Here is a 26,177-nt window from a genome sequence, read left to right as displayed (position 1 = left end):
TCATCAACAAAAGCGCAAGCGCTCGTTTAGCGACGTACAAACTTTCTTAATAACGATAAACAGCTTAATTCGCGCAGTAGCCATAGTCACAGAACTGTTTAAGTGATCAACGGTTAAGTTCATATCTTCACGTTTTCACGCTTCCTGGTTCTCAAGGCTTTACGAAACCATTTTTAACTGCGTAGAGTGCCGCCTGAGTTCGATCGGCGACATCCAGCTTTATAAAAATATTAGATACATGTGTTTTTACTGTTTTTTCCGTAATATTTAAATAAGCACCAATTTCTTTATTACTTTTTCCCTTTGATATTTCTGTTAATACTTGTTTTTCTCGAATTGTTAAACCAGAGATTGGATGATCGATTCGGCTACTTTGATTCATACGATTCATCAACAAATTTGTTGCTTTTGGATGAAGTGTATTTTCTCCATCTATTAGCTTGCGGATTGAATGAACCAATTCATCAGGCTCAATATCCTTTAATTGATAACCAGATGCACCTGCTTCAATCGCAGGGATCACATGGTCTTGGTCCGAGAAGCTTGTGAGGATTAAAATTTCTGTCTCGGGCTGCATTTCCTTTATTTTAGCCGTTGCATCAATTCCATCCATCACCGGCATAACAAGATCCATTAAGACGACATCTGGCTTCAACTCCATTGTAAGCTTAACCGCCTCTTTTCCATTCTTTGCTTCTCCGACGATCTGGATATCTTTTTGAGTCTGTAGAAAGAAGACTAAGCCCCTTCTGACAACATGATGATCATCTGCAATTAAAACCTGAATCGTCATGATTCTCCCTCCCTAATAATTACGTGTTCAAAAAGGAGGATAAAAGGACCAAGTCTTCTAAAAGTGCTGACATCAATCGCAAACGTCCGACACAGGACAGGTCGGAATTTAGTCGAAGATCCTCTTTACCGGACTTTTGAACATCCTTTAATATGGCAATTCTACGATAATTGCTGTCCCTTTACTTGGTGCCGTCTCTAGCTTGAAAGAGCCTCCAAGTGACTCAACACGATCTTGCATGCCTTCAATTCCTAATGATGGAAGGGTTCGCTCTCCTTCAAAGATAAAACCGCATCCTTGATCCTGAATCTTTAAGCGCACGCGACCATATGTAACGGTGATTGATATCGAAACCTCATCCTGACCCGAGTGACGTTTACAATTATTAAGGGCCTCTTGACATACTCTCCATAATGTCTCTTCTACACGAGTAGGAAGGGAAATAACACCTGACAACTTTGTATCAATTTTTAGTCCTAAGATCTCTCCATATCCTTTCATTGCCTGCACAAGCCCCTTCTCTAATCCACTTGGCCTTAGTTGCCAGATTAGAGCACGCATTTCTGTTTGCGCTTCTTGTGAGAGATTTTGAATATGACGAAAAGTCTCTTTCGTGGCATGATCCCCTGTCATTTCTATTCCACCGCGCGCTGTTAGTGAGAGGGAAAATAATAATTGATTAACGGAATCATGCAAATCGCGAGCAAGTCGATTCCGTTCTTCGATAAGAGCCATTTCCTGCTCCTTCTTCGTCAATCTAATACGTTTAATCGCAGAGCCAATTTGTAGGGCGACGGATTCTAACAAAGCTAATTCATCTCGACTAAACTCCTTTTTGCCCGGTGCTGCCACATTTAATAATCCGAACATTTCATCTCCCAGTTGCAGTGGAATAGTTGCATGGTAAGCAATATCATTCGTTTCACCTTGTTGATTCTTTACTGCTGTTTCGATTCTGCGGCATTCGATAATATTAGAGGCTTTAGTCAAAGTCCCTTTTTTAAAACCATTCATGCACCAGCAGCTTCCTTTTTTTAAAGGTTCGCAATTATTTTTTGAAAGAGCCGGTGGCAAATGCTCTGCAGCTTCCACAGTATGTCTGCCATCCTTATCTATTAAAAAAATCCACCCTGTGGTTACACCTGTCACTATTAACAGTTTTTGTAATACTCCTGACAAAAGCGGTGAAATTTCAGTTCCTTCGTTTAACAGTTCAGCAATTTCTTTTAGCGTACGTAAATTAGAGTGATGGTTGAGTTGTTTTGACAAAAAATCCCCCCTTTTATCCTGAATCAACTTGCAGTGAGCCTACTCTATCCCACAAGTTCGAAGAGGAACACGGTCAGTAGTCCTCAGGCATGCAGACTCAACTCACAAAGACGTGCAACACAGAGAAAGGATATCGTGCTTTGGGCTCGCCAACAGGATGTTGCGATCTTAGTTTAATCCACTGATAGCAGCAGGGATAGAAGAAACCTACTGTTTGAAGTTTCACTTATTTTCACTCTATTATATTATATAAGTTCGGCTTGTGAACAATCATTCACTATTCGTATGAGGGAAACCTACAACTTTAGACTGAGCCTGATGAGGATGAATTTGCTTGTCTTCCAACTTCGAGTTTAGGAATTGCATTTTGAACTTCACGTGCGATCCAAAATGGATAAAGACATTCATACTCGATACCCAAATACTTTGGCGAGCTTCGCCAATCCTCCAAGAAATACTTTCTGAAAGGACTTCGGAGGACCATCAAGATAGCCATCAATGCATTCCCATGCCACTCCTAGCCACAGTGGATGACGTGGTATTCCCTTTCTAGTCATTTTCCCTTCACATTCTAATTTATGAACTAAGACAAACATCTTCCAATGAAGACCTGGGGGACGAATCTCATGGGTCACTACTAGTTGCTGCTCACCTATATTCCAAAATTGATGTACTTGGTTTGGGTAAACCGTTATCTGGCTCCCAGACTCGACAATTTGTTCCTGACCGTCGACAAGGAAACGCATCCTCCCTTCTCTTACTTTGAAGGATTCTGTAAGCTTTGGATGCCAGTGAGGACCATTTATTATTCCTTGCCTCGTTATTTGATGCTCTATAATCAAGAAATCTCCATGCTCGTCTATTCCTTGTTCCAAGAAAGTGACCCTTCTCCCATCAGGATGAACCAATGTTTCTCCTATCCTGTTTTTCCATTCCGATCGTTCCTGCTCCTTGTTCCCACTCAAAGAATCCACCTCACTTGATTTTATGTTTCCTTTCTTTATATATAAGGATTTTAAAGTTTAATTACCGTTAATCGATCAAATTACTAATGAAGTGTAATTTATTTCCATGCTGTATCTAATAAGTGTAAAGACATACAGTATTCGTTATTATTTTCCAAGTATATCTTACATTCTTTAAAATCAATTGTGAATGCCTTTTCATAAATTTGAAAAAATTTCGAGGATGTTGAGGGAAAGTGAAATGGGTATAATCCCTCCTTTTTCAACAAAAACGGCGCCACGCCTGCGGGAATAGTATCAGCGGGAGTCCCCAGTGCGAAAACGAAAAGAGTGAAGCCATGCCTGCGCAATGAAGTCTTTTGAGCGAATAATATTAGCTTATATGTAGTAGTGAAATTTGAAAATGATTAAGCAATAAAAAAAAGGGACCTTAAAGACCCCTAATAATACGGAAAACAGCAATTTTCGCCATTATTTATATTAAAAATTGATTGGCTGGCTTGGCATACATACTGCATGTATCCTTAAAGCTAGTTTCCTTTGGTTGTAAAAAATTTTGATAAGTAAAAGGGAAAAACAATCCAGATTGAGAAAGGTTGTCTACATTTTTTTTAAATAATTCTTGATGCTCGGATGATTTTTTTTGCTCGGGCAATACGTCTAATATCGAGATAATCACCTCTAAACTAGCAATCGCTCGAAAGGCAACATCCAACGTGTAAAGAGGGTGTTCTTTCTCCTCAGGAAAATGGAGTACTTTCCAATCTATGTACCCAGCAATTTGTTGATCAGTAAAATAACGTGGAAATGCAGAATGATAAATATAATGAATTAACTCATTCAGTTTATTCACTTGTTCTTCTGTAGACGCTACTACTACTTTCATTATTTTTAAAACCCACCTTTTAAATGATGTTCAAAAAGTCCGGTAAGAATGACACAGCGAATTTTCGACGTACAGGATGTACTAGTGTCGGCGTTGCTGACAGGACGTCAGCGCCTTTAGCCGACTTGGTCCTTTTTTCCCTCCTTTTGAACAAGCTCTTTTAGTAACTATTTCTTGAAATGATCATGTAAAATGAAAAGAATAATGTCCATTGATCGTTCTCTTATACCTTTTATATAGAATAACATATAAAGAGCACTCGATAGCTTGGAAAAATCAAGTAACTTGAAAGGAGAAACAATATGTTGGATCAGCCCATTCGTATTTCCGTCCATGAAAAATGGGATGGGATTACGCCACAAACACTTTTTAAAGACATTTGGCAAACATCTAAAAAACAACTTCATCAATGGAGAATGGAAAAAATTGTTTTCAAAAATGATGAGCTAGTAAATTGGGTAGAGCCTTTGCAAAGCGAGGATATACTTAAAATCAAAGTGAATCATGAGAAAGAAACCAGTCTACAACCGCATTCAATTCCTTGTGAGATTCTTTATGAGGATGACCATTTATTCATTGTGAATAAACCAGCCGGTCTAGCTGTACATCCCAACCATAACGAAGGGAATACACTAGCTAACAGAGTTGCAGCTTATTTACAAAGTAAGAATGACCACCGAAAAGTACGACATATTCATCGGCTTGATCAAGATACAAGCGGGGCTATCCTTTATGCAAAGCATGCGTTAAGTCATACAATTCTTGATAAGATGTTAGAAAATCGAACGATTCAACGGACCTATTGGGCTCTTACAGATGGCATTTTCACTGGGAAAGGACATGTTGATAAACCAATTGGCAGAGATCGGCACCATCCCACAAGAAGAAGAGTTTCAAAAACTGGGAAAGCCGCAACTACCAATTACGAAGTTTTAGATTGCTTTCCCCAAGAGCAATTAACACTTGTGCAATGCTCATTAGCTACAGGACGAACTCATCAAATCCGTGTACATATGCAATCATTAGGACATCCCTTAGCCGGGGATCTCCTATACGGTGGAAGTCCACGTTTTTCGCGGCAGGCTTTACATGCGCGTCATCTTGAATTTACGCATCCATTTACATTAGAAAAGATCAAGGTAACCGCCCCATTTCTTGACGTTCCACCTATATTTGATTTCACACACTATGGAGACATCTAACAATCACGCGATGAAGTTAGTAACGAAAGGAGCCATGAATAAGGATGGCTCCTTTTATTTGTATTAAGCAGTGTCATTATAGTCCGTAGCTCCCGAATCTAATTAAACTTAATCATGTTGGTTACAATAGACCCAAATCCCTTTATTATTTTTTTATTTCCAAGATAAAGTGAAACTTCAATCAGTGGGGGTTTTCTTTCATCCCCCACTGATTTCAGAAGATCAAAGGCTAAATTCGCGACGTCCTGTCGCAACGCCCTTGTGACCAACTTCCTGTCGGCCCGAACAAATCGGGCTTTTACTGGCTGTTGATCCCCCACTTACAATTCTAGGTTTTCCACGAATTCTTGAAGTGGGGGTCTTACAGCCAGTTAATGCGGGATAAATGTAAGCATTTTCAGAAAAATCTGCAACAAATTACGACAAAACCTTTTATCTTTTTCTCTTTTTGCGATAAAATAAGATAGTTTGATCATTATCAAAATATGGAGGATGCGCATATGGTATTTAAAAATAAAAAGGACAAGTTTGCAACATTGCTTGAAAAAATTGCCATGAATTTGCAAGAAAGCGCAGATTATTTTGCGGAATTTAAATTAGACACCATCGAAGATACGGAAATCTTTGCTGAAAAAATGAAGGATTATGAATCAATTGGAGACAACTATGTTCATGAGATCATTACAGAATTAAATAATTCTTTTATCACGCCAATCGAAAGAGAAGATATTCTTGCTCTATCAATGATTATGGATGATGTCCTTGACGGGATGGAAGATACTGCGGCATTATTTCATATGTACAATATTATCCATGCCGATGACTATATGTATAAATTCGTAGAAGCTATTGTGAAATGCGTCAATGAAATTGAATTATGCATCGGTCTAATATTTAGCAAAAGATTACCTGATGTGCGCCCTCATGCCATCAAAATTAAAGATTATGAATCAAAATGTGATGATGTATTGCGTGAAAGTATTAAACATTTATTTACCGTAGAATCAGACCCAATTCGTTTAATCAAATTAAAGGAAATTTATGAAAATCTAGAGCTAATTACAGATAGCTGTCAAGGTGTTGCCAACACACTTGAAAGTATTGTGATGAAAAATGCTTAAGGGAGTCTTTAGTCATGGTTGATTCAATTTTTCTAGTTACAGTCATTATCGTGATATTAGCGCTAGTGTTTGACTTTATAAATGGGTTTCATGATACAGCAAATGCGATCGCCACTTCTGTATCGACAAAAGCACTCCCACCACGAATCGCGATTGGCATGGCTGCTATCATGAACTTTCTTGGTGCACTAGCATTTACAGGAGTTGCCCAAACCATCACAAAGGATATTGTTGATCCCTTTACATTAGATAATGGCTCCTTGGTCTTAATGGCTGCTTTGCTTTCTTCTATTATTTGGAATTTAATTACCTGGTATTTTGGAATTCCAAGTAGTTCATCACATGCATTGATTGGATCGATTGCTGGAGCAACGATTATTTCTGCAGGTTTCCATGCGATCAAATATGGTGGATTTCTTAAAATTATAGAAGCACTCATTTTCTCGCCTATTATGGCTTTCGTCATCGGTTATATCATTTATTCGATTTTTAAAATTGTCTTTAAAAATCTAAATTTACCTAAAACAAATAAACGTTTCCGTTATTTTCAAATTTTCACCGCGGCATTACAGTCTTTTACGCACGGTACAAATGATGCACAGAAATCAATGGGGATTATTACGATGGCTTTAATCGCTAATAATTTTCATACAACTGATGATATTCCCTTTTGGGTGCAACTATCTTGCGCAACAGCAATGGCCTTAGGTACCTCGATCGGTGGTTGGAAGATTATTAAAACTGTTGGCGGAAAAATCATGAAAATTCGTCCAGTGAATGGCGTTGCTGCTGATTTGAGTTCAGCGCTTATTATCTTTGGCGCCACTTACATTCATTTACCGGTTAGTACAACACATGTGATTTCCTCATCAATATTAGGTGTGGGAGCGTCTCACAGAGTAAGAGGCGTAAAATGGGATACAGCAAAACGCATGCTTGTTACTTGGGTGATCACTTTGCCGATTAGTGCCCTTCTCGCTGCATTTATTTATTTGTTATTAGATTTATTTGCTTAGTTTCTTTTATAATGGAAGAAACGCTAAGATGAGGGAGGATCTCTGATGGACGCGATTATTTTATTTGATGGCGAATGCAATCTATGTAATAGCAGTGTCCAATTCATCATAAAGCGCGATTCAGCCGCTTACTTTCACTTTACATCCTTACAAGGGGTGGTAGGAAAAAAATTATTAAATCAATATAAGGAACAAAATGATGGAAGCAGCATGATTTTAATAGAAAAAGGCAAAATATATCGTAAGAGTACAGCCGTTTTACGGATCTGTAGACACTTAAATGGTTTTTGGAAGCTCGCCCATTTTCTACTTGTGGTTCCTGTACCAATTCGGAATTTATTTTACAATTTTATCGCAAATCATCGCTATAAATGGTTTGGAAAGAAGCAATCCTGCATGCTTCCCTCTCCAGAAACTCAAAAACGGTTTTTATGATTAGGATATGAAGAAGCTATTTAGAAAGCTTCTTTATTTTTTGAGAAAAAGTAGCAATCAGTTGTTTTTCGAAATAAAAATGAATATTATATTGAATGTGATATTTATTGTTCGTTTTTGGAGGGTTTTCATGTTTAAACTGAAAGAGAATCAAACAAATGTAAAAACAGAATTAATTGCCGGGTTCACCACCTTTATGACGATGGTGTATATTATCGTTGTGAACCCGATTATTTTAAAAGATGCTGGTGTACCATTTGACCAGGTATTTACAGCAACCATTGTCGCTACGGTAATTGGAACATTATGGATGGCTTTAGCAGCCAATTATCCAATTGCGATTGCTCCCGGGATGGGGATGAATGCTTATTTTGCCTATTCTGTCGTAGGTTCCCATGGTGGCATTACATACCAAACCGCTTTTTCTGCTGTATTTGTAGCGGGGATTATCTTTTTGATCCTGTCGTTAACATCTTTTCGAAAGGTTCTGATTGAGGCGATACCTGCCAACCTGAAACACGGAATTACCGCGGGAATCGGATTATTTATTGCCTTTATTGGATTACGACAAACAAATATTATTGTCGCTCACCCTGATAATCTCGTACAGCTTGGTGACCTACATTCTCCTGAAACGCTACTCGCGCTGTTAGGATTGGCGATTACATTGGTATTAATGGCGATGAGGGTACATGGCGCCTTTTTTCTTGGCATGATTCTAACAGGGATTATTGCCTTTTTCACTGGTCATTTATCTTTTGACCAAGGTTTTGTTCAGTTACCGCATTTACCGGAAGGTCTGATCATTTCGAACCCAATTACTGCTTTTTCCGATGTGATTCAGCATAGTTTATATGCTGTCATTTTCTCGTTCCTGCTTGTAACCATCTTTGATACGACTGGAACCATGATCGGAGTAGCAGAACAGGCTGGCTTAATGAAAGGCAATACCATGCCCCGTGCGCGTCAAGCTTTGTTAGCCGACTCTGTTGCAGCCTCTGCAGGGGCAATGTTAGGAACAACGCCGACAAGTGCATATATTGAGTCTACCTCGGGCGTTGCTGCTGGGGGTAGAACTGGACTCACCACGCTAACGGTATCTGTCTTATTTATCATTGCTGCATTTTTTGGACCGCTCGTAAGCGCCGTATCAGGTCTTTCTGCCATTACAGCCCCTGCGCTTATTATTGTAGGTAGCCTAATGATTGGCGCTGTTGCCAATATTGAATGGAAAAAGATGGAAGAAGCTTTCCCAGCCTTTCTGATCATTCTCAGCATGCCATTAACATCAAGCATTGCGACTGGGATCGCCTTAGGATTTGTATCCTACCCCCTTTTAAAGATTGCAACAGGGAAATGGCGGGAAGTCCATCCCATCGTGTACGTCTTCGGAGTCATGTTCTTTTTCCAACTTGCCTTCTTGCCTCACTAAAAAAACAGCTAGAGAAAAATATATTATTTTTCTCTAGCTGTTTTTTATTTGCTGTTTTAAACACTTAAAAGTGTTTTATCATCCACAAGCTTTTCTCCACGAATTCTTTGGAATTCGGCCATTAATTTATCGATTGTTAAAGTAGGCTTTGTTGCTTCATCTACTTCTAAAATAATTTGTCCTTTATCCATCATAATCAGGCGATTTCCTAGATCTAATGCTTGTTGCATATTATGTGTCACCATTAGTGTTGTTAAGCGATTTTCTTCAACAAGCTGTTTGGTCAAATTGGTAATTAATTCTGCTCTTGAAGGATCCAATGCAGCGGTATGTTCATCTAACAATAATATCGCCGGTTGAGTGAAGGTCCCCATTAATAAAGATAATGCCTGACGCTCCCCTCCAGATAATAATCCAACCTTTGCATTTAATCGATTTTCCAAATTTAAATGGAGCGAGGCTAAAGAGTCTCGAAAAAATTCTTTTCTTTGCTTATTTACACCTCTGCGCAATCCTCTTTGTTTATTACGGGAATAGGCCATCGCTAAATTCTCTTCAATCGTCATCGACGGAGCTGTACCAGCCATCGGGTCCTGAAAAACCCTGCCAATCAATCTTGAACGTCTAAATTCAGCTAATTTCGTCACATTTTTCCCATCAATCCAAACTTCGCCAATATCTGGGGACAAAGCGCCAGAAATCATATTCATTAAAGTAGACTTCCCTGCCCCATTACTGCCGATAATCGTGACAAAATCTCCTGCTTTTAATTCCAAATGAATCTGGTCAAGGGCGATTTTCTCGTCTGGTGTGCCTTCATTAAAAACCTTATTAATCTGTTCCAGTTTGAGCAACAGAATTCTCCCCCTTTCCAAGGGATTTGTTCATGGCTGCCATTCTGTCCGCATACCGTTTTGCTTTTCGTTTCTTTTCTCTTCTTTTTTCAAAAAATTGTGGAATGATTAAAGCCAGAATAACAATGACAGCTGTAATCAGCTTCATATCCCCTGTATCTAATATTTCAATACGTAGGGCTAGACCAAGAATAAGCCGATAAATAATCGCCCCTGCCACAACGGCCATTGTCGTTCTCATTAGCGTTTTTGTACCAAAAATGGCTTCTCCAATAATCACAGAAGCAAGCCCGATGATAATCATCCCGATCCCCATACCAACATCTGAACTTTTGGAATACTGGGCAAAAAGAGCTCCGGAAAAGGCAACGAGTGCATTGGATAGCCCTAAACCAAAAATAATCAAATAATCCGTATTAGCAGAGAAACTCTTAATCATTCGTTTGTTATCACCTGTCGCTCGAATCGCCAGCCCAATTTCTGTCTGCAATAACCAGTCAGTCAGAAATTTAAATACGAAAGTGATCACAATCATTAAGAAAAGAATCCCCCATGTTGAAGGGAGAAATTTGATCCCCATGCTAGACAGCAGTCCATTTAACGCATCATCAATTCCTAATGTACTCCAAAAGTTCGTAAATTTCGTAAAGATAGTTTCATCATTCATAAGCGGAATATTCGGTAGACTGATCGTATTTTCTCTTGAAAAGCCCATAATCCGGAGATTAATAGAGTAAAGGGCAATCATCATTAATATCCCTGAAAGTAAGGCATTTATCTTTCCCTTTGTGTGTAAAAGTCCTGTTAAACATCCAGCTAAAAAGCCAATAATTAAGGCCATTACCGTCGCAATAATCGGATTATATCCTAATACGACCATGGTAGCAGCAACAGCCGCTCCTGTCACAAAGCTTCCGTCAACGGTTAAATCAGGAAAATCAAGCACTCGGAATGATAAATACACTCCAAGTGCCATAATTCCATAGATGATTCCTTGTTCAACGGAGCCAAACATCGCTGCAAACATTTAGAATCATCTCCTATTCAAGATCGGTATCCCATTCATCTTTTACTTCTAAGCCAATTGTTTCAGCCGTTTCTTGATTAACAACAAGTTTCAACTTCGGCGGGTATTGTACAGGTAATTCCCCTGCTTCCGCTTCCCCTTTGAGGATTTTAATTGCCATTTCTCCCGCTGCATAGCCAATATCTTCATATTCGAACCCGTAAGCGGCCAATCCACCTCTTCGAACCGAATCAAGTTCTCCAACCATTAAAGGCAATTTATTCTCATTCGCCACAGCAATGACCGACTCAAGCGCCGATACAACCGTATTATCGGTAATAATATAAAGTGAATCAACTTTTCCGATTAATGATTCTGCTGCCTGTTTCACATCAGCAGAGGTGGCAACAGTAACCTCTTCAATTTTTATATCAGAATCAAGATCTTCTGCTGCCTTATTCGCAATATCTACTTGTGCACGTGAATTTTGTTCTCCCGCATTATAAACCATGCCAACTTTCTTCATTCCCAGCTCTTCAGCCAAAAATGTAATTGTATTTGTTATAGCATCTGGATGCATATCAACTGTTCCTGTGACATTTCCACCCGGATTCTCATTTGATTCAACTAATTCAGCCCCAACCGCATCTGTTACAGAAGTAAAGACGATAGGAATATCTTTTGTCACACTTGCTACCGCCTGTGCACTAGGAGTAGCATTAGCAAAAATAAGATCAACATCTGAATTGATTAAATCAGACGCAATTGTTGTGTTTGTGCTACTGTCTCCATTTGCATTTTTTCCCGTATACTCAATATTAAGCCCTGAGTCCTCCAGTGCTTTTTTGAAACCATCTGTCGCCGCGTTTAAGGAAGGATGTTCCACATATTGTGTAACGCCAATATTATACGTCTTACCCGCATCCTCGCTCTGCTCTTCTCTTTGTTCAGACTGGTCGCCGCTTGATTCTGGCGCTGAGGATGACTGCCCACATCCCGCTAAGATAAGCAATAATAATAAGGCCGATATACTTAATTTTTTCCAACTTTCCTTCATATGATTTCCCCCTGTATTCTTTATTAGAGCAAATTTTTAAAATTCATCTACAATATCTATGTAATCGTACACTGATCACCCAATTTAGTCAATAGATCGACGCGTTAAAGCAAAGGAAATCCCGAAGAATCAGGATTTCCTTTGCTTTAACTTATACGGGTTGTTTTTGTTCTTTTTTAAAGAAACTTTTCATCGCATGAAATACATCCGCTTTTTCTTTTAACACATAATAATAGAATTTTTCGTTTTTTATATGTTTATAAACAGACATTAGTGTTGAGTTTCGCTGATATTGATTGACTTCCCCATAGCCAAACATATTTGCTTTTTCCATAATTTCATTTACCAGGCGAATACATCTAGCATTATCAGAGGTTAAATTATCACCATCTGAAAAGTGAAAAGGATAGATATTATAACGTTCGGGATTATACTTTTCATTGATCAATTCTAATGCTTTTTTGTAAACAGATGAGCAGATCGTCCCGCCACTTTCCCCTTTTGAAAAGAATTCTTCTTCTGTGACCACCTTTGCCTCTGTATGGTGAGCAATAAATTCAATTTGAACAGATTCATATTTGGTGCGTAGAAAACGACTCATCCAAAAGAAGAAACTTCGCGCCATATATTTTTCCCAGATTCCCATTGAGCCACTTGTATCCATCATCGCTAGAATAACGGCATTGGACTCTGGTTTTTGAATGTCATTCCAGGTTTTAAATTTTAAATCCTCTGGATAAATTGGATGAAAGCTTGGGCTCCCTTTTATTGCATTGCGTTTAAAAGCGGATAACATCGTTCTTTTTTTGTCAATATTCCCCATTAACCCAGTCTTACGGATGTCATTATATTCAATGTCTGTAATTTGATTTTGATCTTGTTCTTTTCTCTGTAAATTAGGTAATTCTAATTCCTTGAACAAGGCTTCTTCTAATTCCATCATGGAGACTTCCGCTTCATAATAGTCCTCACCAGCAGCATCGCCAGCCCCTTGGCCTTTCCCTGGTCCTTTCTGCGGATTTTGTCCCCTTGCAACGACATCCCCTACCTGACTATCTCCATCACCTTGACCTACATGTTTATTTTTATCATAATTATAGCGAATTTTATATTCATCTAATGATCGAATCGGTATTTTTACAACATCCCGTCCGTCAGACATGATAATACTTTCTTCAGTGATTAAATCTGGCAAATTTTTACGTATCGCATCTTGGACTTTTTCTTGATGACGAGTCTGATCATCATGTCCTTTTCGGTGGAGGGACCAATCTTCCTGTGAGACGACAAACTGGCCGTGTTCTGATTCAGCCATCTTTTTACCCTCCTTATTCACCATTTGCTTCTATCGGCATAAGATATTGGTAGCGTAAATTGACTTCGTATGATTGTTAATTACTCTATCCTATGCAGCAGGCGATAGATATTTACAAACTTTTTTAAGAATAGGACAAATTTCGGAGTTTACACTAAACGGTTGCTTTAGATAATTAGTATTTCAGACAGAGAGTATGAAAGGTTGCCTTCAAAGTGGAGGCAACCTTAAATTGTGCTTTTTATAGAAAATCTTAGCGATTTAATAAACTACCGACATATCTTAATAATTCGTTGGCAGAGGTTGAATTATAGCCATGTTCATCAATTAATCTAGCCACTACTTCATTGATTTTCTTTAATTGCTGTTCATCTGGTGTTTTTGCTGAAGTGGTGATCTTGACAACATCTTTTAAATCAGCAAACAATTTCTTTTGGATTGCTTCTCGTAACCTGGCATGGGAGCGATAATCAAAGCTCTTTCCCTTGCGTGCAAGCGCAGAAATCCGAATAAGTATTTCTTCCCTAAATGATTTTTTCGCATTTTCGGATACACCGATTTGTTCTTCAATTGATCGCATTAATTTCTCATCAGGACTAATTTCTTCCCCTGTCAGTGGATCCTTAAGTTTTGCTTTATTACAAAAAGCTTCTACATTATCTAGATAATTATCCATTAAAGTCTTTGCAGATTCTTCATAGGAATAAACAAATGCCTTTTGAACCTCTTTCTTGGCAATGTCATCATATTCTTTTCTAGCTAAAGAAATATGATTTAAATAGACTTCCTTCCGTTCATTCGTAATCGATGGATGCTGATCAAGTCCTTCCTTTAAGGAGCGTAAAACATCTAGCGCATTGATCGATGTGATGCCTTTTCGAATAATCGTGGATGAAATACGATTAATGACATAGCGTGGATCAATCCCACTCATACCTTCTTCCTGAAACTCATTTTTCATCTCATTTACATCAGCCGAATTAAAACCTTCTACATTCTCCCCATCATACAGACGCATTTTCTTAATTACATCGACATCGCCTCTTTTTGTTTCCTTCAGTCTTGTTAAGATCGTAAACATAGCTGCCACTTTCAAGGTATGTGGTGCGATATGCACATCGTCTGCAACATCACTTTCTCTAATCATTTTTTCATATATACGCTCTTCTTCTGAAACCTTCAAATTATATGGGACTGGCATAACTATGATTCGCGAATGAAGTGCCTCATTCTTTTTATTTGCGATAAAGGAACGATACTCCGTTTCATTTGTATGAGCAACAATTAATTCATCTGCGCTAATTAAAGCAAACCTACCCGCTTTAAAATTTCCTTCTTGTGTCAAAGATAATAAATGCCATAAAAACTTCTCATCACATTTCAGCATTTCTTGAAATTCCATTAAGCCTCGATTGGCTTTATTCAACTCCCCATCAAAACGATAGGCTCTGGGATCGGATTCTGAACCGTATTCTGCAATCGTTGAAAAATCAATACTCCCTGTCAAATCTGCAATATCCTGAGACTTGGGGTCAGATGGACTAAAGGTGCCAATTCCTGCTCGCTTATCTTCTGAGAAGAAGATTCGCTCAACGATCACATCTTCAATGCGTCCGCCATATTCTTCTTCAAGCCGCAATGAGTTCAAAGGGGATAAATGCCCTTCGATTTTAATTCCATATTGCTTATGAAAGTCTTCGCGTAAATGGGCTGGCACTAAATGTAGAGGATCTTCGTGCATAGGACAACCTTTTATGGCATAGACCGCGCCGTTGTCAGTCCTTGTATATGCCTCTAGACCTCTTTTTAGCATTGTGACAAGAGTCGATTTTCCACCGCTCACTGGTCCCATTAAAAGAAGAATTCTTTTTCTAACATCTAATCGTTTAGCCGATGGATGGAAATATTCCTCCACTAATTTTTCCAAAGCTTCTTCCAATCCATATAATTCCGAATTAAAAAACTTATATACTCTTCTGCCATTCTCTTCCTCCATACCAGCATCTTTTATCATATTATATATACGTGAATGGGCAGATTGAGCAATCCATGACTTTTCTTTCACTAATTGTAAATATTCTGCAAAGGTTCCTTCCCATTTCAATTCTTCTTCTTGTGAACGATATTGTTCAATTCTTTTTAAAATATCCATATAAACCTCCCCAGTAGGTGTGATGAGAGATGATTATTTCATTCTATGCGGGTGGACAACTAAACATGATACTTTCCCTTAAAACAGGTCCAGCTCCTATATACTATAAAGTAAGACATAGAAGGGTTCCCATTCACAAAATTGCCTACTTTGAACAATAAATGAAAGAGAAAATCCACAAAATATGCGACATTCCTCTGATAATGGGCTATAATAAGTGGAAGAAGGATAGATTTTAAAAGGGAGGCTTACATAAAGATGAAATTGATCTTAATCATTGGTGTATGTATCGCATTCTTGGCCGCCATTTTCACTTCTGGATATGAAGACAAGCCAGGAACTACTAAAAAATAACTTATCAAACGCCATTCCCCTTTTACCTGGATTGGCGTTTTGTTCTGTTTATTGAACAAGAAAAGCGCAAGGCGCCCGCCTATCGGCGACAAGCAAATGTTCTGAGACAAAGAAAGGCGTTCTTTGCCTTTCATTGGCTCAGGTTATTTGACCTCGAGCCGATGGCGCCTGGAGCTGGATGACGACCGCGACATAAGCTAGCATTTTATAAATTTATAAACAAACAAAAAAGCCTTGTGATCATCCTAATTTGATGATCGCAAGGCTTTTTTCGTCACTTATTCGGTAGCAACTTGTTCTGTTTTCACTTTCACTTCTCGTTTAACGTCCTCCATCGGCGGTTTGACCCGTTTCATAAACAAGGCAAGAACAAGGGCTATTGCCGCAATAATGGTCGAAATGAAGAATGCATGTGTAATACCATCTAACATTGCTTGATGGCCAATCAATTCCTGCATTTTTTCCATTGCTTCAGGTGTTAGTTGAACATTAGGATCCGCTTTTGCTTGGGCATCTGCAGCTAATTCTGCTCCTGCACTTGCCGCTCTTTTCGACATTACGGTAATCATAAAGGCTGTTCCAATCGCTCCTGAAACTTGGTTAAGCGTGTTATTTATCGCAGTTCCATGTGGGTTATCCCTCATTGGCAATTGGTTCATTCCGTTTGTCATAACAGGCATCATAACCATGGACATTCCAAACATTCTAAATGTATAAAGTAGCACTAAGTGAGTGATCGAAGTATCCATTGTTAATCTCGAAAATAAATAAGTCGTCACTGTCATCACTGTAATACCGATAACGGCAAGAATCCTAGCACCATACTTGTCAAATAAGCGACCTGTAATCGGGGACATGATACCCATTAACAAAGCACCTGGCAGCATTAACAAACCAGAATTCAATGGAGAAATCCCTCTTATTTCTTGAACATAAAGAGGCGTAAGAATCATTCCGGAAAACATCGAAACGGCAATGACAATCGAAATAACAGATGACAAAGCAAACATTGGATGCTTATAAACTCGGAATTCAAGCATAGGCTCTTCCATTTTTAGTTGGCGTATAACAAAGATAATCAAGCTAATTGTTCCTACTACTAATGGTACGTATGATTGAGGTGCTCCCCAACCAACTTCTTGATCCCCAGCTGAACTAAATCCGTATAATATTCCTCCAAAAGCAATACTTGATAAAACAAGCGAAAGAAAATCAAGATGAACCTTCTCTTGTGGAGTAATATTCTTCAATTTAAAAATCGCGATCACCAATACTAGAATAGCAAATGGCAAAACGACAGAGAATAATGCTCTCCAGCTAAAGGTTTGGATCAAATATCCGGATAGTGTTGGGCCAATGGCAGGGGCTACGATCATAACCAAACCAAAAAAGCCCATTGCTGTTCCTCTCTTTTCCACTGGAAAAGCTGTTAACATGACATTCATTAGCAATGGCATCATAATCGCTGATCCTGCTGCTTGAATCATTCTTCCTGCGAGCAATAGATCGAAATTAGGTGCAATAAGTGCCAGCAATGTTCCTAAAGAAAATAAACTCATTGCTGTTATGAACAAACTTCGATTCGTAAATCGTTGAATAAAAAAAGCACTCGCAGGAATGAGAATGCCGTTCACAAGCATATACCCTGTTGCTAACCATTGTACGGTTGCAGTACCAATTTCAAACTCTCTTTGAATAGATGGTAGAGCAATATTTATTAAAGTATTATTTAGTATTGAGACAAATGCACCAATAAAAAGAACCGCTATAGCTCCATAAGGCGGCTTTTTTTGAATGGATTCAATATCCATATAAATTCCCCCAGTCAGTCTTTCATCTGTATTAGTATAATACGAACTCATTACTTTAAACATTTTAAACCCACGGTCTAAAAAAATCAACAAAAACTTTTTCCCTTTTTTTAAATGTTTGTCTAAACCTTGTCATTAGGGTAAAATATGATTTAGACTATAAGTATAAAAGGTGAGATTATGAACCAAAGAAAAAAACAAATTATTGATGTAGCACACCGTCTATTTATCCAAAAGGGATTTTCTGCCACATCGATTAAAGATATATTGAATGAAGCCAGTATCGCAAAGGGAACCTTTTACAATCATTTTGCTTCTAAAAACGATTGTTTAATCGCTATTCTAGAGATGGTTCGTGAGGAAGCTGAAGTGATTCGAGAGGAAATTTCCTTCGGTAAGGAAAAGAATGATCCAGATGTCTTCGTCCAACAAGTATTAGTTCGAATGGAAATGAATCGAAAGCAAAATTTACTTCCATTATTTGAATCTATCTATAGTTCAAAAGATCAAGATTTAAAGGCATTTATCCAAAACCAGCATAAGGTAGAATTACAGTGGACAGCTTCAAGGATGGCAGATTTATTCGGGGATCATACAAAGGAGTATGCGCTTGATTATGCTTGTATCTTTTTTGGAATAATCCGTTATATGACACTTGTTTGGATGCTAGGCTCTACAAAGAAATATGAATTAAGAGAAATAATTTATTACACCTTAAAACAGTTACAAACAATTATTTCGAATCAAAGTGAAGAAAACAAACCTTTCTTGCCTGCTGACTGGCTCCATCCTTATAATCAGGATATACGAATAGATCCGATTGATATTAAGAAGCAATTTTTAACCCAGCTGGAAATATTACTTAAGAGAATGGACGGGATGGCTGTAAAACAAGGTCGTAAAGAACGGTTTGAGTTCCTACATTCAGAATTACAAACCGAATCACCTAGGGACTTTTTAATCGAAAGTGTCCTCTATTCGATCAAAAGAAAAGCGGATTCCTCTTTCTTCAAAAATGAAATACAAGAAATTATCCAGTTAGGCCAGCAATATTTGCAACATCATGACCATTAATCAGGATTCGCAACAGAAAGGATCTCCTATCAAAAATAGGAGATCCTTTCTGTTAATGCAATCCAGGGTTTCCTTGCTGACGTAAAGCCTCATAGACAAGAATGGCCGCTGTATTCGATAAATTAAGTGAACGAACATGATCATTCATCGGGATCCGCAAGCAATGATCAATATTCTGTTCAATTAAATCTTGCGGCAATCCACTCGTTTCCCTTCCAAAGACAAAATAGTGATGAACCGCAGGATCACTGTAATCAAAGGTTGTATGGGCTTTTTGACCGAATTTAGTCAAATAATAGAATTGTCCCCCTTGATTTTTGGCGAAAAACTCTTCAAGGGAATCGTAATAAGTAATATTCACAAACTCCCAATAATCCAATCCGGCACGCTTTAACATTTTATCCTCTGTTGAGAAGCCAAGCGGCCGAATCAAATGCAAATGAGTATCTGTTGCAGCACAAGTTCTGGCAATATTTCCTGTGTTTGCAGGAATTTCTGGTTGATATAAAACAACATGGTTTGGCACTTTCTTTCACCTCATCTATAAACGTTACTGTGCCATTATACACCATATGAAGATGTTCAAAAAGTCCGGTAAAAATGACACTGTGAATTTCTTCGTTGGCTTGCTTTTCCGCTACTCACGTATTAACTGCATACGTTCCGCTGCTCAAAGCTGGGCCGCCTCGAACTTCTTGGTCCTTTTTATCCTCCTTTTTGAACAAGTTCTATATCTTTAAGAATCATCTATAATCGTGTACATTTTATATTGAATATTTGGGGTATAGGCTGTTGAATCTTCGTATGCCCAATATCTCATTCGACTATTGTACGTGTGAGCATTCACGAGCGGTTCACCTGCTGCGTCCTTGCCTGTCACAACGGTATTATGATCAAAACGGCCATCCCCTTGAAAATCGTAACATATCACATCACCTAATTTTAATTCACGAGGATCATTCATCTCTTGTGCACGGAGTCCAATCGTTGAATTGCCAAGATGAGTTTTCAAGGCATTAGCAACAGACCAACTATAGCTCCAATTTTTATTTTGATACCACCACCCCTTCCCTCGATTAGGATGCCCTCTCATCGGTGCGCCGCCAACATGGAGACATTGCGATATAAAATTGGTACAATCCACCTCAAACTTTTCATAAGCTGGATTATAATCATCCCACCATTTCTCTGCATATTGAACAGCTTTTAAGCGATCATAGATAAACGTAATCCTTTCTGAGCCTTCTTCAAAGTCAGGATGATTTACCGCTTGTTTAGGATATTCAATAGCTATCTCTTGATCATCGACTAATTTATTTTTAAAAAAACGTGCCTGCCTCCGCTCAATCTCTTCTTCTATATACATGAAATCAGATTGCTTGATTACATATTTTAAATGAATTTGATAAGTAATATGGTCTTGATCCTTTGCTCTTTCCATCGTGGTAATCTTACCTTTTCCCAGAACCTTCACTAATATTGCTTTCCGTTTTGTTAGAGAATCCAGTTTTTTTATCACCTTTTGCTCTTCTGGCTTTTTTCTACGCACCAATTGGTCGATTCGGTCTTCGAGTGCCAATGCTAATTGTTGTCTCATCACATCCCTCCTCCATAAACTATATGCAGTAAGCCCCCACAACCATGATTATAGATGCGTATGAAAAAAGAACGAAGCCTATACCTCGTTCTTTTTTTGGAAAAATTCTAGTCCTTTTTCAATTTCATTTAAAACGGAAATATCTTGTTCTTTCTGTTGCGCCTGGAGCAATGCCTCTTTCGCTTCTGCACCACCAATTTTTCCTAGCGCCCAAGCAGCAGTACCGCGTAAAACAGGACGGACGTCTTTTTCCATAATCTTCGTCAATTTACCTACAGATTCTTTTTCCTTAAAATGGGCCAATGCAATAATCGCATTTCTCTGGATTGGCTTTTTCCCACGCCAAGAACCAGACATCTCGCCAAAAATTTCTTTGAATTGGCGATTTGATAACTCTAACAAAGGATCTAATAAAGGCTTTACCATTTCCGGTTCCGGCTCCATCGCTTGATGATGATGAAAATCCATCCCCTTATTTTTCGGGCAGACAGATTGACATGTATCACATCCATATAAACGATTTCCGATCTTGGTTCTGAATTCATCTGGTAAAAAATCCTTTGTCTGTGTTAGAAATGCAATGCAGCGTTTGGCGTTTAATTGACCTGGTTGAACCAACGCTCCTGTTGGACAAGCATCTAAACACATCGTGCATTCCCCACACTGGTCCTGGAGCGGTTCATCTGGTTCAAACGGAAGATTGGTAATCATCTCTCCCAAATAAACATATGAACCAAATTCTGGTGTGATAATCGAACAGTTTTTTCCACTCCATCCGATTCCGGCACGCTCTGCAACCGCTCGATCCACAAGTTCCCCTGTATCTACCATCGTTTTAATAGCCGTTTCGGGTACATGTTCTTTTATATATACAGCTAGTTGACTTAATTTTTCCTTAACAAGCTGATGGTAATCAACTCCCCAAGAGGCACGACAAAACAATCCCCTTCTTTCCCCTTTTTTTCCACGAGGTGGGTCCTCCATTCGTGAAGGATAAGCAAGGGCAATCGCAATAATCGAGCGGGGTTGATCAAATATTAAGGAAGGATCTGTGCGTTCCTCAATATTTTTATGCTCAAAGCCTGATTGGTACTCAAGCTCCTGTTGTCTTAATAATCGATTTTTCATTTCAATAAAAGGATCAGAGCCAGCAAAGCCAATTTTATCAATCCCAATCTCTTGACTGAACTGGATAATATCTTGTTTTAATTGAGCGTAATCCACAGACTCGTCCCCTTCCTAATTAGAATGATTTGCTACTATTTTACACTATAAGTTATTACAGGCAAAAAGTGAATGAATGGATATTACAATAGAAGGTTTTACAAGTGACCCACTTCACATCCACCATTACAGATGAACCTGATGATCAAATACTGAAAATACGCTAAGCATATAAACAAAAGCGCAAGCGCCTTGATCAGCCCCGACAAGCAAATGTTCCTGAGCTATGAAGGGTGCTTTTTTCCCTTCATAGCTCAGGGTTATTTGACCTCGAGGGACTAGGCGCTGGAGCTGGATGTCAAATCACAACGTAAGCAAGCTATCCACAAGCCAAGAATTTTATAGTTTCCTTAACAAAAAAACGCAAAGCCTTGTTTTTTATATAAAACAAAACCCTGCGTTGGTATGTATGGAGCGGGTGATGGGAATCGAACCCACGACAACAGCTTGGAAGGCTGTAGTTTTACCACTAAACTACACCCGCATTACTCCTTCAAAAAGTTGACCCTATTATTATACAAAATAAACGAGAAAATTGCAACATTCGTCACAAAACCTCTGAAACTTAAAACCGGATACTTCCTGTTTTCGGGCGGATGGAACCTGTTTTCGGGCGGATGGAACCTGTTTTCGGGCGGATGGAACCTGTTTTCGGGCGGATGGAACCTGTTTTCGGGCGGATGGAACCTGTTTTCGGGCGGATGGAAGAACGCCCGACAATGCCGGGCGTTCTTCTATCTTATTACTCCGGCTTATGAAAAGCACTCCCATAGAAATCGGACCATTTCTCCTGGGCGTACAGGGTCACTTGTATGACGGAATACAAAGGGAATTTGATATTCATCATATTTTTTCTTTAATATGTATCCATGTACCGGATGGTGAACCATCTCGCCAACAGGCGCATCTGTAGAGATGTATGGTTGGTCAAACGGATAATCATACGTCATAAAGAGAGGTGGCGCTGATGCTGACATATAGTTAATAGCGGAGGCTTTTTCCGCAAGCTGCAAAGTATCAGGATGATACAGTTCTTCCGTCGAAGAGATCCCATAAAATAAAGCGATATTCGACTGGATGTGAGGGCCGTCGTAAATATCTTCGTAAAAACGCTGATCTTTTGAGACTTGTGTGCCAAAACCAATGAAGGCAGACACATTTGATGGTACTCGTTCGATTGGATCAGAACTCGCCGTGTTTGCTAAGTTTCCCCGAAGAGCATTCCAAAGCGCAATATGCCCACCTGCAGATGAACCAGATGTAGCAATACGCTCAGCATCAATTTCCCATTCTTCAGCCTGACTTCTAACAAACTGAATCGCCCTTGTCCCATCCTGCATAGGAGCTGGGAACGGGTCGGTTGTAATAAACCGATAATTGCAAGTCACCACAGAAATACCAGCTTGCAAACATTCTTCCATTAAACTATTTGCCTGAAAACTGCTTTTATCTCCACTTACATAGCCGCCTCCATGAAAAAAAATTAAAACTGGCGTAGGCTTGCCTTCATCAAGGATATAGGCATCTAACTTATTTCTCTCATAAGGTCCATACGGAATATCCTTATATTCCTTTACATTCATTCTATCACTCTACCTTTACTATTATTTTTAAATAATCCACTTTCCAAATTAGAGCGCTATCATCTTATTATGATAACATTCCCACATTCAAATAACGATAGCTAATTACCGATAATTCCAAAAGATTAGTAGCACGAAATCAGTCTACATTCATTTTTTAAATAAAAATCGAAGGCTTGCTTCTCGTATATACCAAATTGACAACAAAAATAGCTTACTTTCGGTTTAAATGGCCGATCGCAAGCTATTTACATATTATGCAGTCCCAAGCTCGACCCCAAGCTCCTTCAAATATCTCCGATACGCAATACTTACGCGATCACAAATCAAGGATAATTCAATCTGAAGGTCAAGAGGTAGTTCTTCTGGCTTTTGATTTTGCACAATTGGCTTATCCTGTGAAAAAATTTCATCCTGAAACGCAATTAATTCCTCATCAGTTAAACCTGTATCATAATTAAAAGATAAAATTCCATAGGCCATCGAGTTCTCTTCGTCAATCGGGCGAACCGTTAATAAAATCGTCATTAATGTATCATTCTCTTGATCTCTTTTCGTAAAGCTTACAGTAAAGGGACGATGAATTTCATAAGTATAATACACATATTTAGGCTTTCCCGAACCATCTGGATCAGGCTGATAAATCGCAATTTCATCAGAATAAATTCGATCGCCTTCTTGGTGTACCTTATAATCCGGAACCTCTCGATGTTCTTCCGATCCTAAATAGCCCTGATGCACAACAGCTAAATGTCCGACATCTAGAAAGTTTTCAATGATACGCGGTGGTTTGGCAACTACCTCTTGCGGTCCCCAAATCACGTTATGGAATTCTGTTCCTTCCATTGGTTGATAGTGAAAAAGCTCTGGTTCATTCCCAGCAATATTCACCCAAATCAGCCCATATTTTTCTTGACACGCATATGAAACGGCTTTTGCTTTACGAGGAATTGGTCTGCCCTCAGGAAGCTGCGGTATTTTGACACAAGCACCTGTCTCATCATACTCCCACGCATGGTATGGACATACTAAACAATCGTTTTTCACTTCACCTAAAGACAAAGCCGCGCCTCGATGAATGCAAAGATCTTTAAAAGCATGGATTCCTTTGCTATTTCGAAAAATCGCTAACCGCTCTCCCATTAAAACGACTTGAATCGGCTTTTCTTTGACATCCTCTGATCGACAAGCAACAAGCCAGTCCTCTTGTAAAATTTTATCTTCCAACATTTTTAACCCTCCACCAATGTTATCCTCCTTATATCTTAATCATTTCCTAAGAAACGGTCAACCAAATTGACGAACATTTTTATTTTTATTTTAAAAATCATTCGTTTATCATATACAAAACTAACTATATTATATATAATCCAAGAATAAAGTTTATTTTTAGCTAAGAAGGGTGATATCGGTTGAAAAATCAAACAGAAAATAATATTGTTTTAGGTGTTCATGACAAAATTAGTTATCACAAAGCATTTATTCTTGGTCTTCAACATGTATTAGCAATGGACTTATACATCGCTCCTATTATTATTGCTGGCCTTCTTTCGTTAAGTACAGAAAACACTTCTTTCTTTGTACAAATGTGTTTTCTTGCAACAGGTTTGGCTACCCTTGTTCAGACTGGAGCAGGCATTAAGCTGCCGGTTGTCCAAGGACCTTCTTATGTTCCGATCGGTGCGATTGCCGCGATCGGTGGAAAACTTGGCTTAGGAGCGATTGCCGGTAGTCTTATTCCCGGTGCAATCATTATTACCCTGATTGGCTATCCTTTAAAATGGTTCGCCAAAGCTGTACGTAAAATCATCCCTCCGCTAGTTGGTGGAACAGTGATCATTATTGTCGGTATCTCACTAATGCCGACAGGGTTAAACAATATTTATCAAGCTGAAGGAAATATCGGAGAGAATATTTTGATTGCTGCTATTTCCGCAACCGTTCTAATCATTTGCATGCTACTGGGGCGTAAAATGAGAGGAATTGGAACTTTCTTTCGTTTAGTATCCGTCATTATTGCCATTGTCGCCGGCACCATTGCAGCAAGTTTTTTTGGTACTGTTGATTTTTCACCAGTGAAAGAAGCAAGCTGGTTTTCCTTACCGTCTCTTTTTCCGTTTGGAAAACCGGTGTTTAATCTAAACGCAATTATTACGATGGTTTTTGTTTATTTCATAATATTATTAGAAACTACAGGGACATGGTTTGTCGTATCCTCTATTACGAATGAAGAACTTGATGATCGCCGTTTAAATCGAGCTTCGGTTGGCGAAGGGATTGGCTGCTTAGTAGGTTCTTTATTTGGTAGCACTCCGATGACCGGATATTCTTCTAATGCTGGACTACTTGCGATTACAGGCGTTGCCAGTCGAATGGTCATTATCATGAGTGGTGCAATTCTCGTTTGTCTCGGATTGATTCCTAAACTCTCAACGGCTATTACCTGCATACCTGAGCCTGTTATTAATGGCATTTTTGGGATTGTTTGTGTAGCCATTGTCACCAATGGTATGAAAGTGATTCAACCTATTATGATCGATGATCGCAATATGATGATTATTGGACTCCCAATTCTCCTCACGATCGCTGTCACGATTTTACCACCAGAAGCCTTAAACTCAGCTCCTGATTGGGCTAACTATATTTTATCCTCAGCGACAACTGTTGGGGCATTGGCCACCGTCTTGCTCAACCTACTTATCCCGATAAAAAAAGCAGAAACCAATCATCTGTCAAAATAACGGAAAGTAAACCAAGCCTTCAAAATCATAGAAGGCTTGGTTTTATCTAGATAAGGATGTTCAAAAAGTCCGGTAAAAATAACATTGCGAGATAAAGGAACCTCGACTAAGTCCCGACATGTCCTATCTCCAGCATCGAAGTCACCACTTCCTGTGGAAGCTCGCTATCAGGAAAAGGATTTTCCTTTAAAAATCACCTATGCCCTGTGGTCAATACGGAAGTAGGCACAACACTGCAAGTTCGCCACGACTCCAACGTATAGGATCTACTAGCGTCGGGGTGGTGACAA

General features: G+C 38.9%; 22 protein-coding genes and 1 tRNA gene. 7 read left to right on the top strand and 16 right to left on the bottom strand.

Annotated elements, in window-relative coordinates; translation table 11 throughout:
- Window positions 1–151 precede the first annotated feature (151 nt).
- From IPU53_RS11310 to IPU53_RS11295, 4 genes are all read right to left on the bottom strand, one after another.
- Window positions 152–793 (bottom strand): response regulator, encoded by a 642-nt coding sequence (locus tag IPU53_RS11310; RefSeq protein WP_207450771.1) that lies wholly within the window; start codon window positions 791–793, stop codon window positions 152–154.
- Window positions 794–940: 147 nt separating this feature from the next.
- Complete coding sequence (locus IPU53_RS11305) at window positions 941–2,062, bottom strand: GAF domain-containing sensor histidine kinase (protein WP_207450769.1); 1,122 nt, start codon at window positions 2,060–2,062, stop codon at window positions 941–943.
- A gap of 404 nt (window positions 2,063–2,466) precedes the next feature.
- Window positions 2,467–3,027, bottom strand: coding sequence for a cupin domain-containing protein (locus IPU53_RS11300; RefSeq protein WP_242698240.1), 561 nt, complete (start codon window positions 3,025–3,027; stop codon window positions 2,467–2,469).
- A 475-nt stretch (window positions 3,028–3,502) separates the two neighbouring features.
- Window positions 3,503–3,913 (bottom strand): DUF5365 family protein, encoded by a 411-nt coding sequence (locus IPU53_RS11295; RefSeq protein WP_207450767.1) that lies wholly within the window; start codon window positions 3,911–3,913, stop codon window positions 3,503–3,505.
- Window positions 3,914–4,215: 302 nt separating this feature from the next.
- Here IPU53_RS11295 and IPU53_RS11290 point away from each other — a divergent pair, with 302 nt between their 5' ends.
- The 5 genes from IPU53_RS11290 to IPU53_RS11270 all read left to right on the top strand — a co-directional run bounded on the left by IPU53_RS11290 (window position 4,216) and on the right by IPU53_RS11270 (window position 9,119).
- Window positions 4,216–5,115, top strand: a complete 900-nt coding sequence (locus IPU53_RS11290) for an RluA family pseudouridine synthase (protein ID WP_207450765.1) — start codon at window positions 4,216–4,218, stop codon at window positions 5,113–5,115.
- Between the two features lie 500 nt (window positions 5,116–5,615).
- Window positions 5,616–6,236, top strand: a complete 621-nt coding sequence (locus IPU53_RS11285; protein ID WP_207450763.1) for a DUF47 domain-containing protein — start codon at window positions 5,616–5,618, stop codon at window positions 6,234–6,236.
- A 14-nt stretch (window positions 6,237–6,250) separates the two neighbouring features.
- The gene (locus tag IPU53_RS11280; protein ID WP_207450761.1) at window positions 6,251–7,252 is read left to right on the top strand and encodes an inorganic phosphate transporter; all 1,002 of its coding nucleotides are present in this window, start codon (window positions 6,251–6,253) and stop codon (window positions 7,250–7,252) included.
- A gap of 45 nt (window positions 7,253–7,297) precedes the next feature.
- Window positions 7,298–7,687 carry a thiol-disulfide oxidoreductase DCC family protein gene (locus IPU53_RS11275; protein ID WP_207450759.1) on the top strand — a complete coding sequence of 130 codons (390 nt, stop codon included), beginning with the start codon at window positions 7,298–7,300 and terminating at the stop codon, window positions 7,685–7,687.
- A 130-nt stretch (window positions 7,688–7,817) separates the two neighbouring features.
- The gene (locus IPU53_RS11270; protein ID WP_207450757.1) at window positions 7,818–9,119 is read left to right on the top strand and encodes an NCS2 family permease; all 1,302 of its coding nucleotides are present in this window, start codon (window positions 7,818–7,820) and stop codon (window positions 9,117–9,119) included.
- A gap of 56 nt (window positions 9,120–9,175) precedes the next feature.
- Here IPU53_RS11270 and IPU53_RS11265 read toward each other — a convergent pair whose 3' ends face one another.
- The 6 genes from IPU53_RS11265 to IPU53_RS11240 form a co-directional block, all read right to left on the bottom strand.
- On the bottom strand, window positions 9,176–9,973 hold the full coding sequence (locus IPU53_RS11265; RefSeq protein WP_207450755.1) for an ABC transporter ATP-binding protein: 798 nt from the start codon (window positions 9,971–9,973) through the stop codon (window positions 9,176–9,178).
- The gene (locus IPU53_RS11260) at window positions 9,951–11,000 is read right to left on the bottom strand and encodes an ABC transporter permease (protein ID WP_207450753.1); all 1,050 of its coding nucleotides are present in this window, start codon (window positions 10,998–11,000) and stop codon (window positions 9,951–9,953) included. Before IPU53_RS11260 ends, IPU53_RS11265 begins: the two co-directional genes overlap by 23 nt.
- A 13-nt stretch (window positions 11,001–11,013) precedes the next feature.
- Entirely contained in the window at window positions 11,014–12,036 is a 1,023-nt protein-coding gene (locus IPU53_RS11255) for an ABC transporter substrate-binding protein (protein ID WP_207450750.1), read from the bottom strand.
- A gap of 151 nt (window positions 12,037–12,187) precedes the next feature.
- Window positions 12,188–13,351 carry a sporulation protein YhbH gene (yhbH, locus tag IPU53_RS11250; protein WP_207450748.1) on the bottom strand — a complete coding sequence of 388 codons (1,164 nt, stop codon included), beginning with the start codon at window positions 13,349–13,351 and terminating at the stop codon, window positions 12,188–12,190.
- A gap of 253 nt (window positions 13,352–13,604) precedes the next feature.
- Complete coding sequence (locus tag IPU53_RS11245) at window positions 13,605–15,503, bottom strand: PrkA family serine protein kinase (protein ID WP_207450747.1); 1,899 nt, start codon at window positions 15,501–15,503, stop codon at window positions 13,605–13,607.
- 632 nt (window positions 15,504–16,135) lie between these two features.
- Window positions 16,136–17,668 carry a DHA2 family efflux MFS transporter permease subunit gene (locus IPU53_RS11240; protein WP_207450926.1) on the bottom strand — a complete coding sequence of 511 codons (1,533 nt, stop codon included), beginning with the start codon at window positions 17,666–17,668 and terminating at the stop codon, window positions 16,136–16,138.
- Window positions 17,669–17,848: 180 nt separating this feature from the next.
- On the opposite strand from IPU53_RS11240, the gene IPU53_RS11235 reads away from it, so the two are divergent.
- Window positions 17,849–18,742, top strand: a complete 894-nt coding sequence (locus tag IPU53_RS11235) for a TetR/AcrR family transcriptional regulator (protein WP_207450745.1) — start codon at window positions 17,849–17,851, stop codon at window positions 18,740–18,742.
- Between the two features lie 52 nt (window positions 18,743–18,794).
- On the opposite strand, the gene trmL is transcribed toward IPU53_RS11235, so the two are convergent.
- From trmL to IPU53_RS11205, 6 genes are all read right to left on the bottom strand, one after another.
- On the bottom strand, window positions 18,795–19,268 hold the full coding sequence (gene trmL / locus IPU53_RS11230; protein ID WP_207450744.1) for a tRNA (uridine(34)/cytosine(34)/5-carboxymethylaminomethyluridine(34)-2'-O)-methyltransferase TrmL: 474 nt from the start codon (window positions 19,266–19,268) through the stop codon (window positions 18,795–18,797).
- 210 nt (window positions 19,269–19,478) lie between these two features.
- Complete coding sequence (locus tag IPU53_RS11225) at window positions 19,479–20,339, bottom strand: amidase domain-containing protein (RefSeq protein WP_207450743.1); 861 nt, start codon at window positions 20,337–20,339, stop codon at window positions 19,479–19,481.
- Window positions 20,340–20,417: 78 nt separating this feature from the next.
- Window positions 20,418–21,563, bottom strand: coding sequence for a tRNA epoxyqueuosine(34) reductase QueG (gene queG, locus IPU53_RS11220; protein ID WP_207450742.1), 1,146 nt, complete (start codon window positions 21,561–21,563; stop codon window positions 20,418–20,420).
- Between the two features lie 410 nt (window positions 21,564–21,973).
- Window positions 21,974–22,047 (bottom strand) — tRNA-Gly (locus IPU53_RS11215).
- A gap of 268 nt (window positions 22,048–22,315) precedes the next feature.
- Window positions 22,316–23,146, bottom strand: coding sequence for an alpha/beta hydrolase (locus IPU53_RS11210; RefSeq protein WP_207450741.1), 831 nt, complete (start codon window positions 23,144–23,146; stop codon window positions 22,316–22,318).
- A gap of 255 nt (window positions 23,147–23,401) precedes the next feature.
- On the bottom strand, window positions 23,402–24,376 hold the full coding sequence (locus IPU53_RS11205; protein ID WP_207450740.1) for an aromatic ring-hydroxylating dioxygenase subunit alpha: 975 nt from the start codon (window positions 24,374–24,376) through the stop codon (window positions 23,402–23,404).
- A 182-nt stretch (window positions 24,377–24,558) separates the two neighbouring features.
- Here IPU53_RS11205 and IPU53_RS11200 point away from each other — a divergent pair, with 182 nt between their 5' ends.
- Window positions 24,559–25,887 (top strand): nucleobase:cation symporter-2 family protein, encoded by a 1,329-nt coding sequence (locus IPU53_RS11200; protein WP_207450739.1) that lies wholly within the window; start codon window positions 24,559–24,561, stop codon window positions 25,885–25,887.
- Window positions 25,888–26,177 lie beyond the last annotated feature (290 nt).

The organism is Bacillus sp. SD088 (assembly GCF_017355205.1).
In the GTDB taxonomy this organism is placed as follows: Bacteria; Bacillota; Bacilli; order Bacillales; family Bacillaceae_C; genus Lederbergia.
Note: the sequence above shows the minus strand (reverse complement) of the source record. Positions and strands in the feature narration are given on the sequence as shown.

Excerpts from the sequence above, each read along its gene's own strand:
- IPU53_RS11310 (WP_207450771.1), bottom strand. The coding sequence starts at position 793 with ATGACGATTCAGGTTTTAATTGCAGATGATCATCATGTTGTCAGAAGG.
- IPU53_RS11295 (WP_207450767.1), bottom strand. The coding sequence starts at position 3,913 with ATGAAAGTAGTAGTAGCGTCTACAGAAGAACAAGTGAATAAACTGAAT.
- IPU53_RS11290 (WP_207450765.1), top strand. The coding sequence starts at position 4,216 with ATGTTGGATCAGCCCATTCGTATTTCCGTCCATGAAAAATGGGATGGG.
- IPU53_RS11285 (WP_207450763.1), top strand. The coding sequence starts at position 5,616 with ATGGTATTTAAAAATAAAAAGGACAAGTTTGCAACATTGCTTGAAAAA.
- IPU53_RS11280 (WP_207450761.1), top strand. The coding sequence starts at position 6,251 with ATGGTTGATTCAATTTTTCTAGTTACAGTCATTATCGTGATATTAGCG.
- IPU53_RS11275 (WP_207450759.1), top strand. The coding sequence starts at position 7,298 with ATGGACGCGATTATTTTATTTGATGGCGAATGCAATCTATGTAATAGC.
- IPU53_RS11270 (WP_207450757.1), top strand. The coding sequence starts at position 7,818 with ATGTTTAAACTGAAAGAGAATCAAACAAATGTAAAAACAGAATTAATT.
- IPU53_RS11260 (WP_207450753.1), bottom strand. The coding sequence starts at position 11,000 with ATGTTTGCAGCGATGTTTGGCTCCGTTGAACAAGGAATCATCTATGGA.
- IPU53_RS11255 (WP_207450750.1), bottom strand. The coding sequence starts at position 12,036 with ATGAAGGAAAGTTGGAAAAAATTAAGTATATCGGCCTTATTATTATTG.
- yhbH (WP_207450748.1), bottom strand. The coding sequence starts at position 13,351 with ATGGCTGAATCAGAACACGGCCAGTTTGTCGTCTCACAGGAAGATTGG.
- IPU53_RS11245 (WP_207450747.1), bottom strand. The coding sequence starts at position 15,503 with ATGGATATTTTAAAAAGAATTGAACAATATCGTTCACAAGAAGAAGAA.
- IPU53_RS11240 (WP_207450926.1), bottom strand. The coding sequence starts at position 17,668 with ATGGATATTGAATCCATTCAAAAAAAGCCGCCTTATGGAGCTATAGCG.
- IPU53_RS11235 (WP_207450745.1), top strand. The coding sequence starts at position 17,849 with ATGAACCAAAGAAAAAAACAAATTATTGATGTAGCACACCGTCTATTT.
- IPU53_RS11225 (WP_207450743.1), bottom strand. The coding sequence starts at position 20,339 with ATGAGACAACAATTAGCATTGGCACTCGAAGACCGAATCGACCAATTG.
- IPU53_RS11210 (WP_207450741.1), bottom strand. The coding sequence starts at position 23,146 with ATGAATGTAAAGGAATATAAGGATATTCCGTATGGACCTTATGAGAGA.
- IPU53_RS11205 (WP_207450740.1), bottom strand. The coding sequence starts at position 24,376 with ATGTTGGAAGATAAAATTTTACAAGAGGACTGGCTTGTTGCTTGTCGA.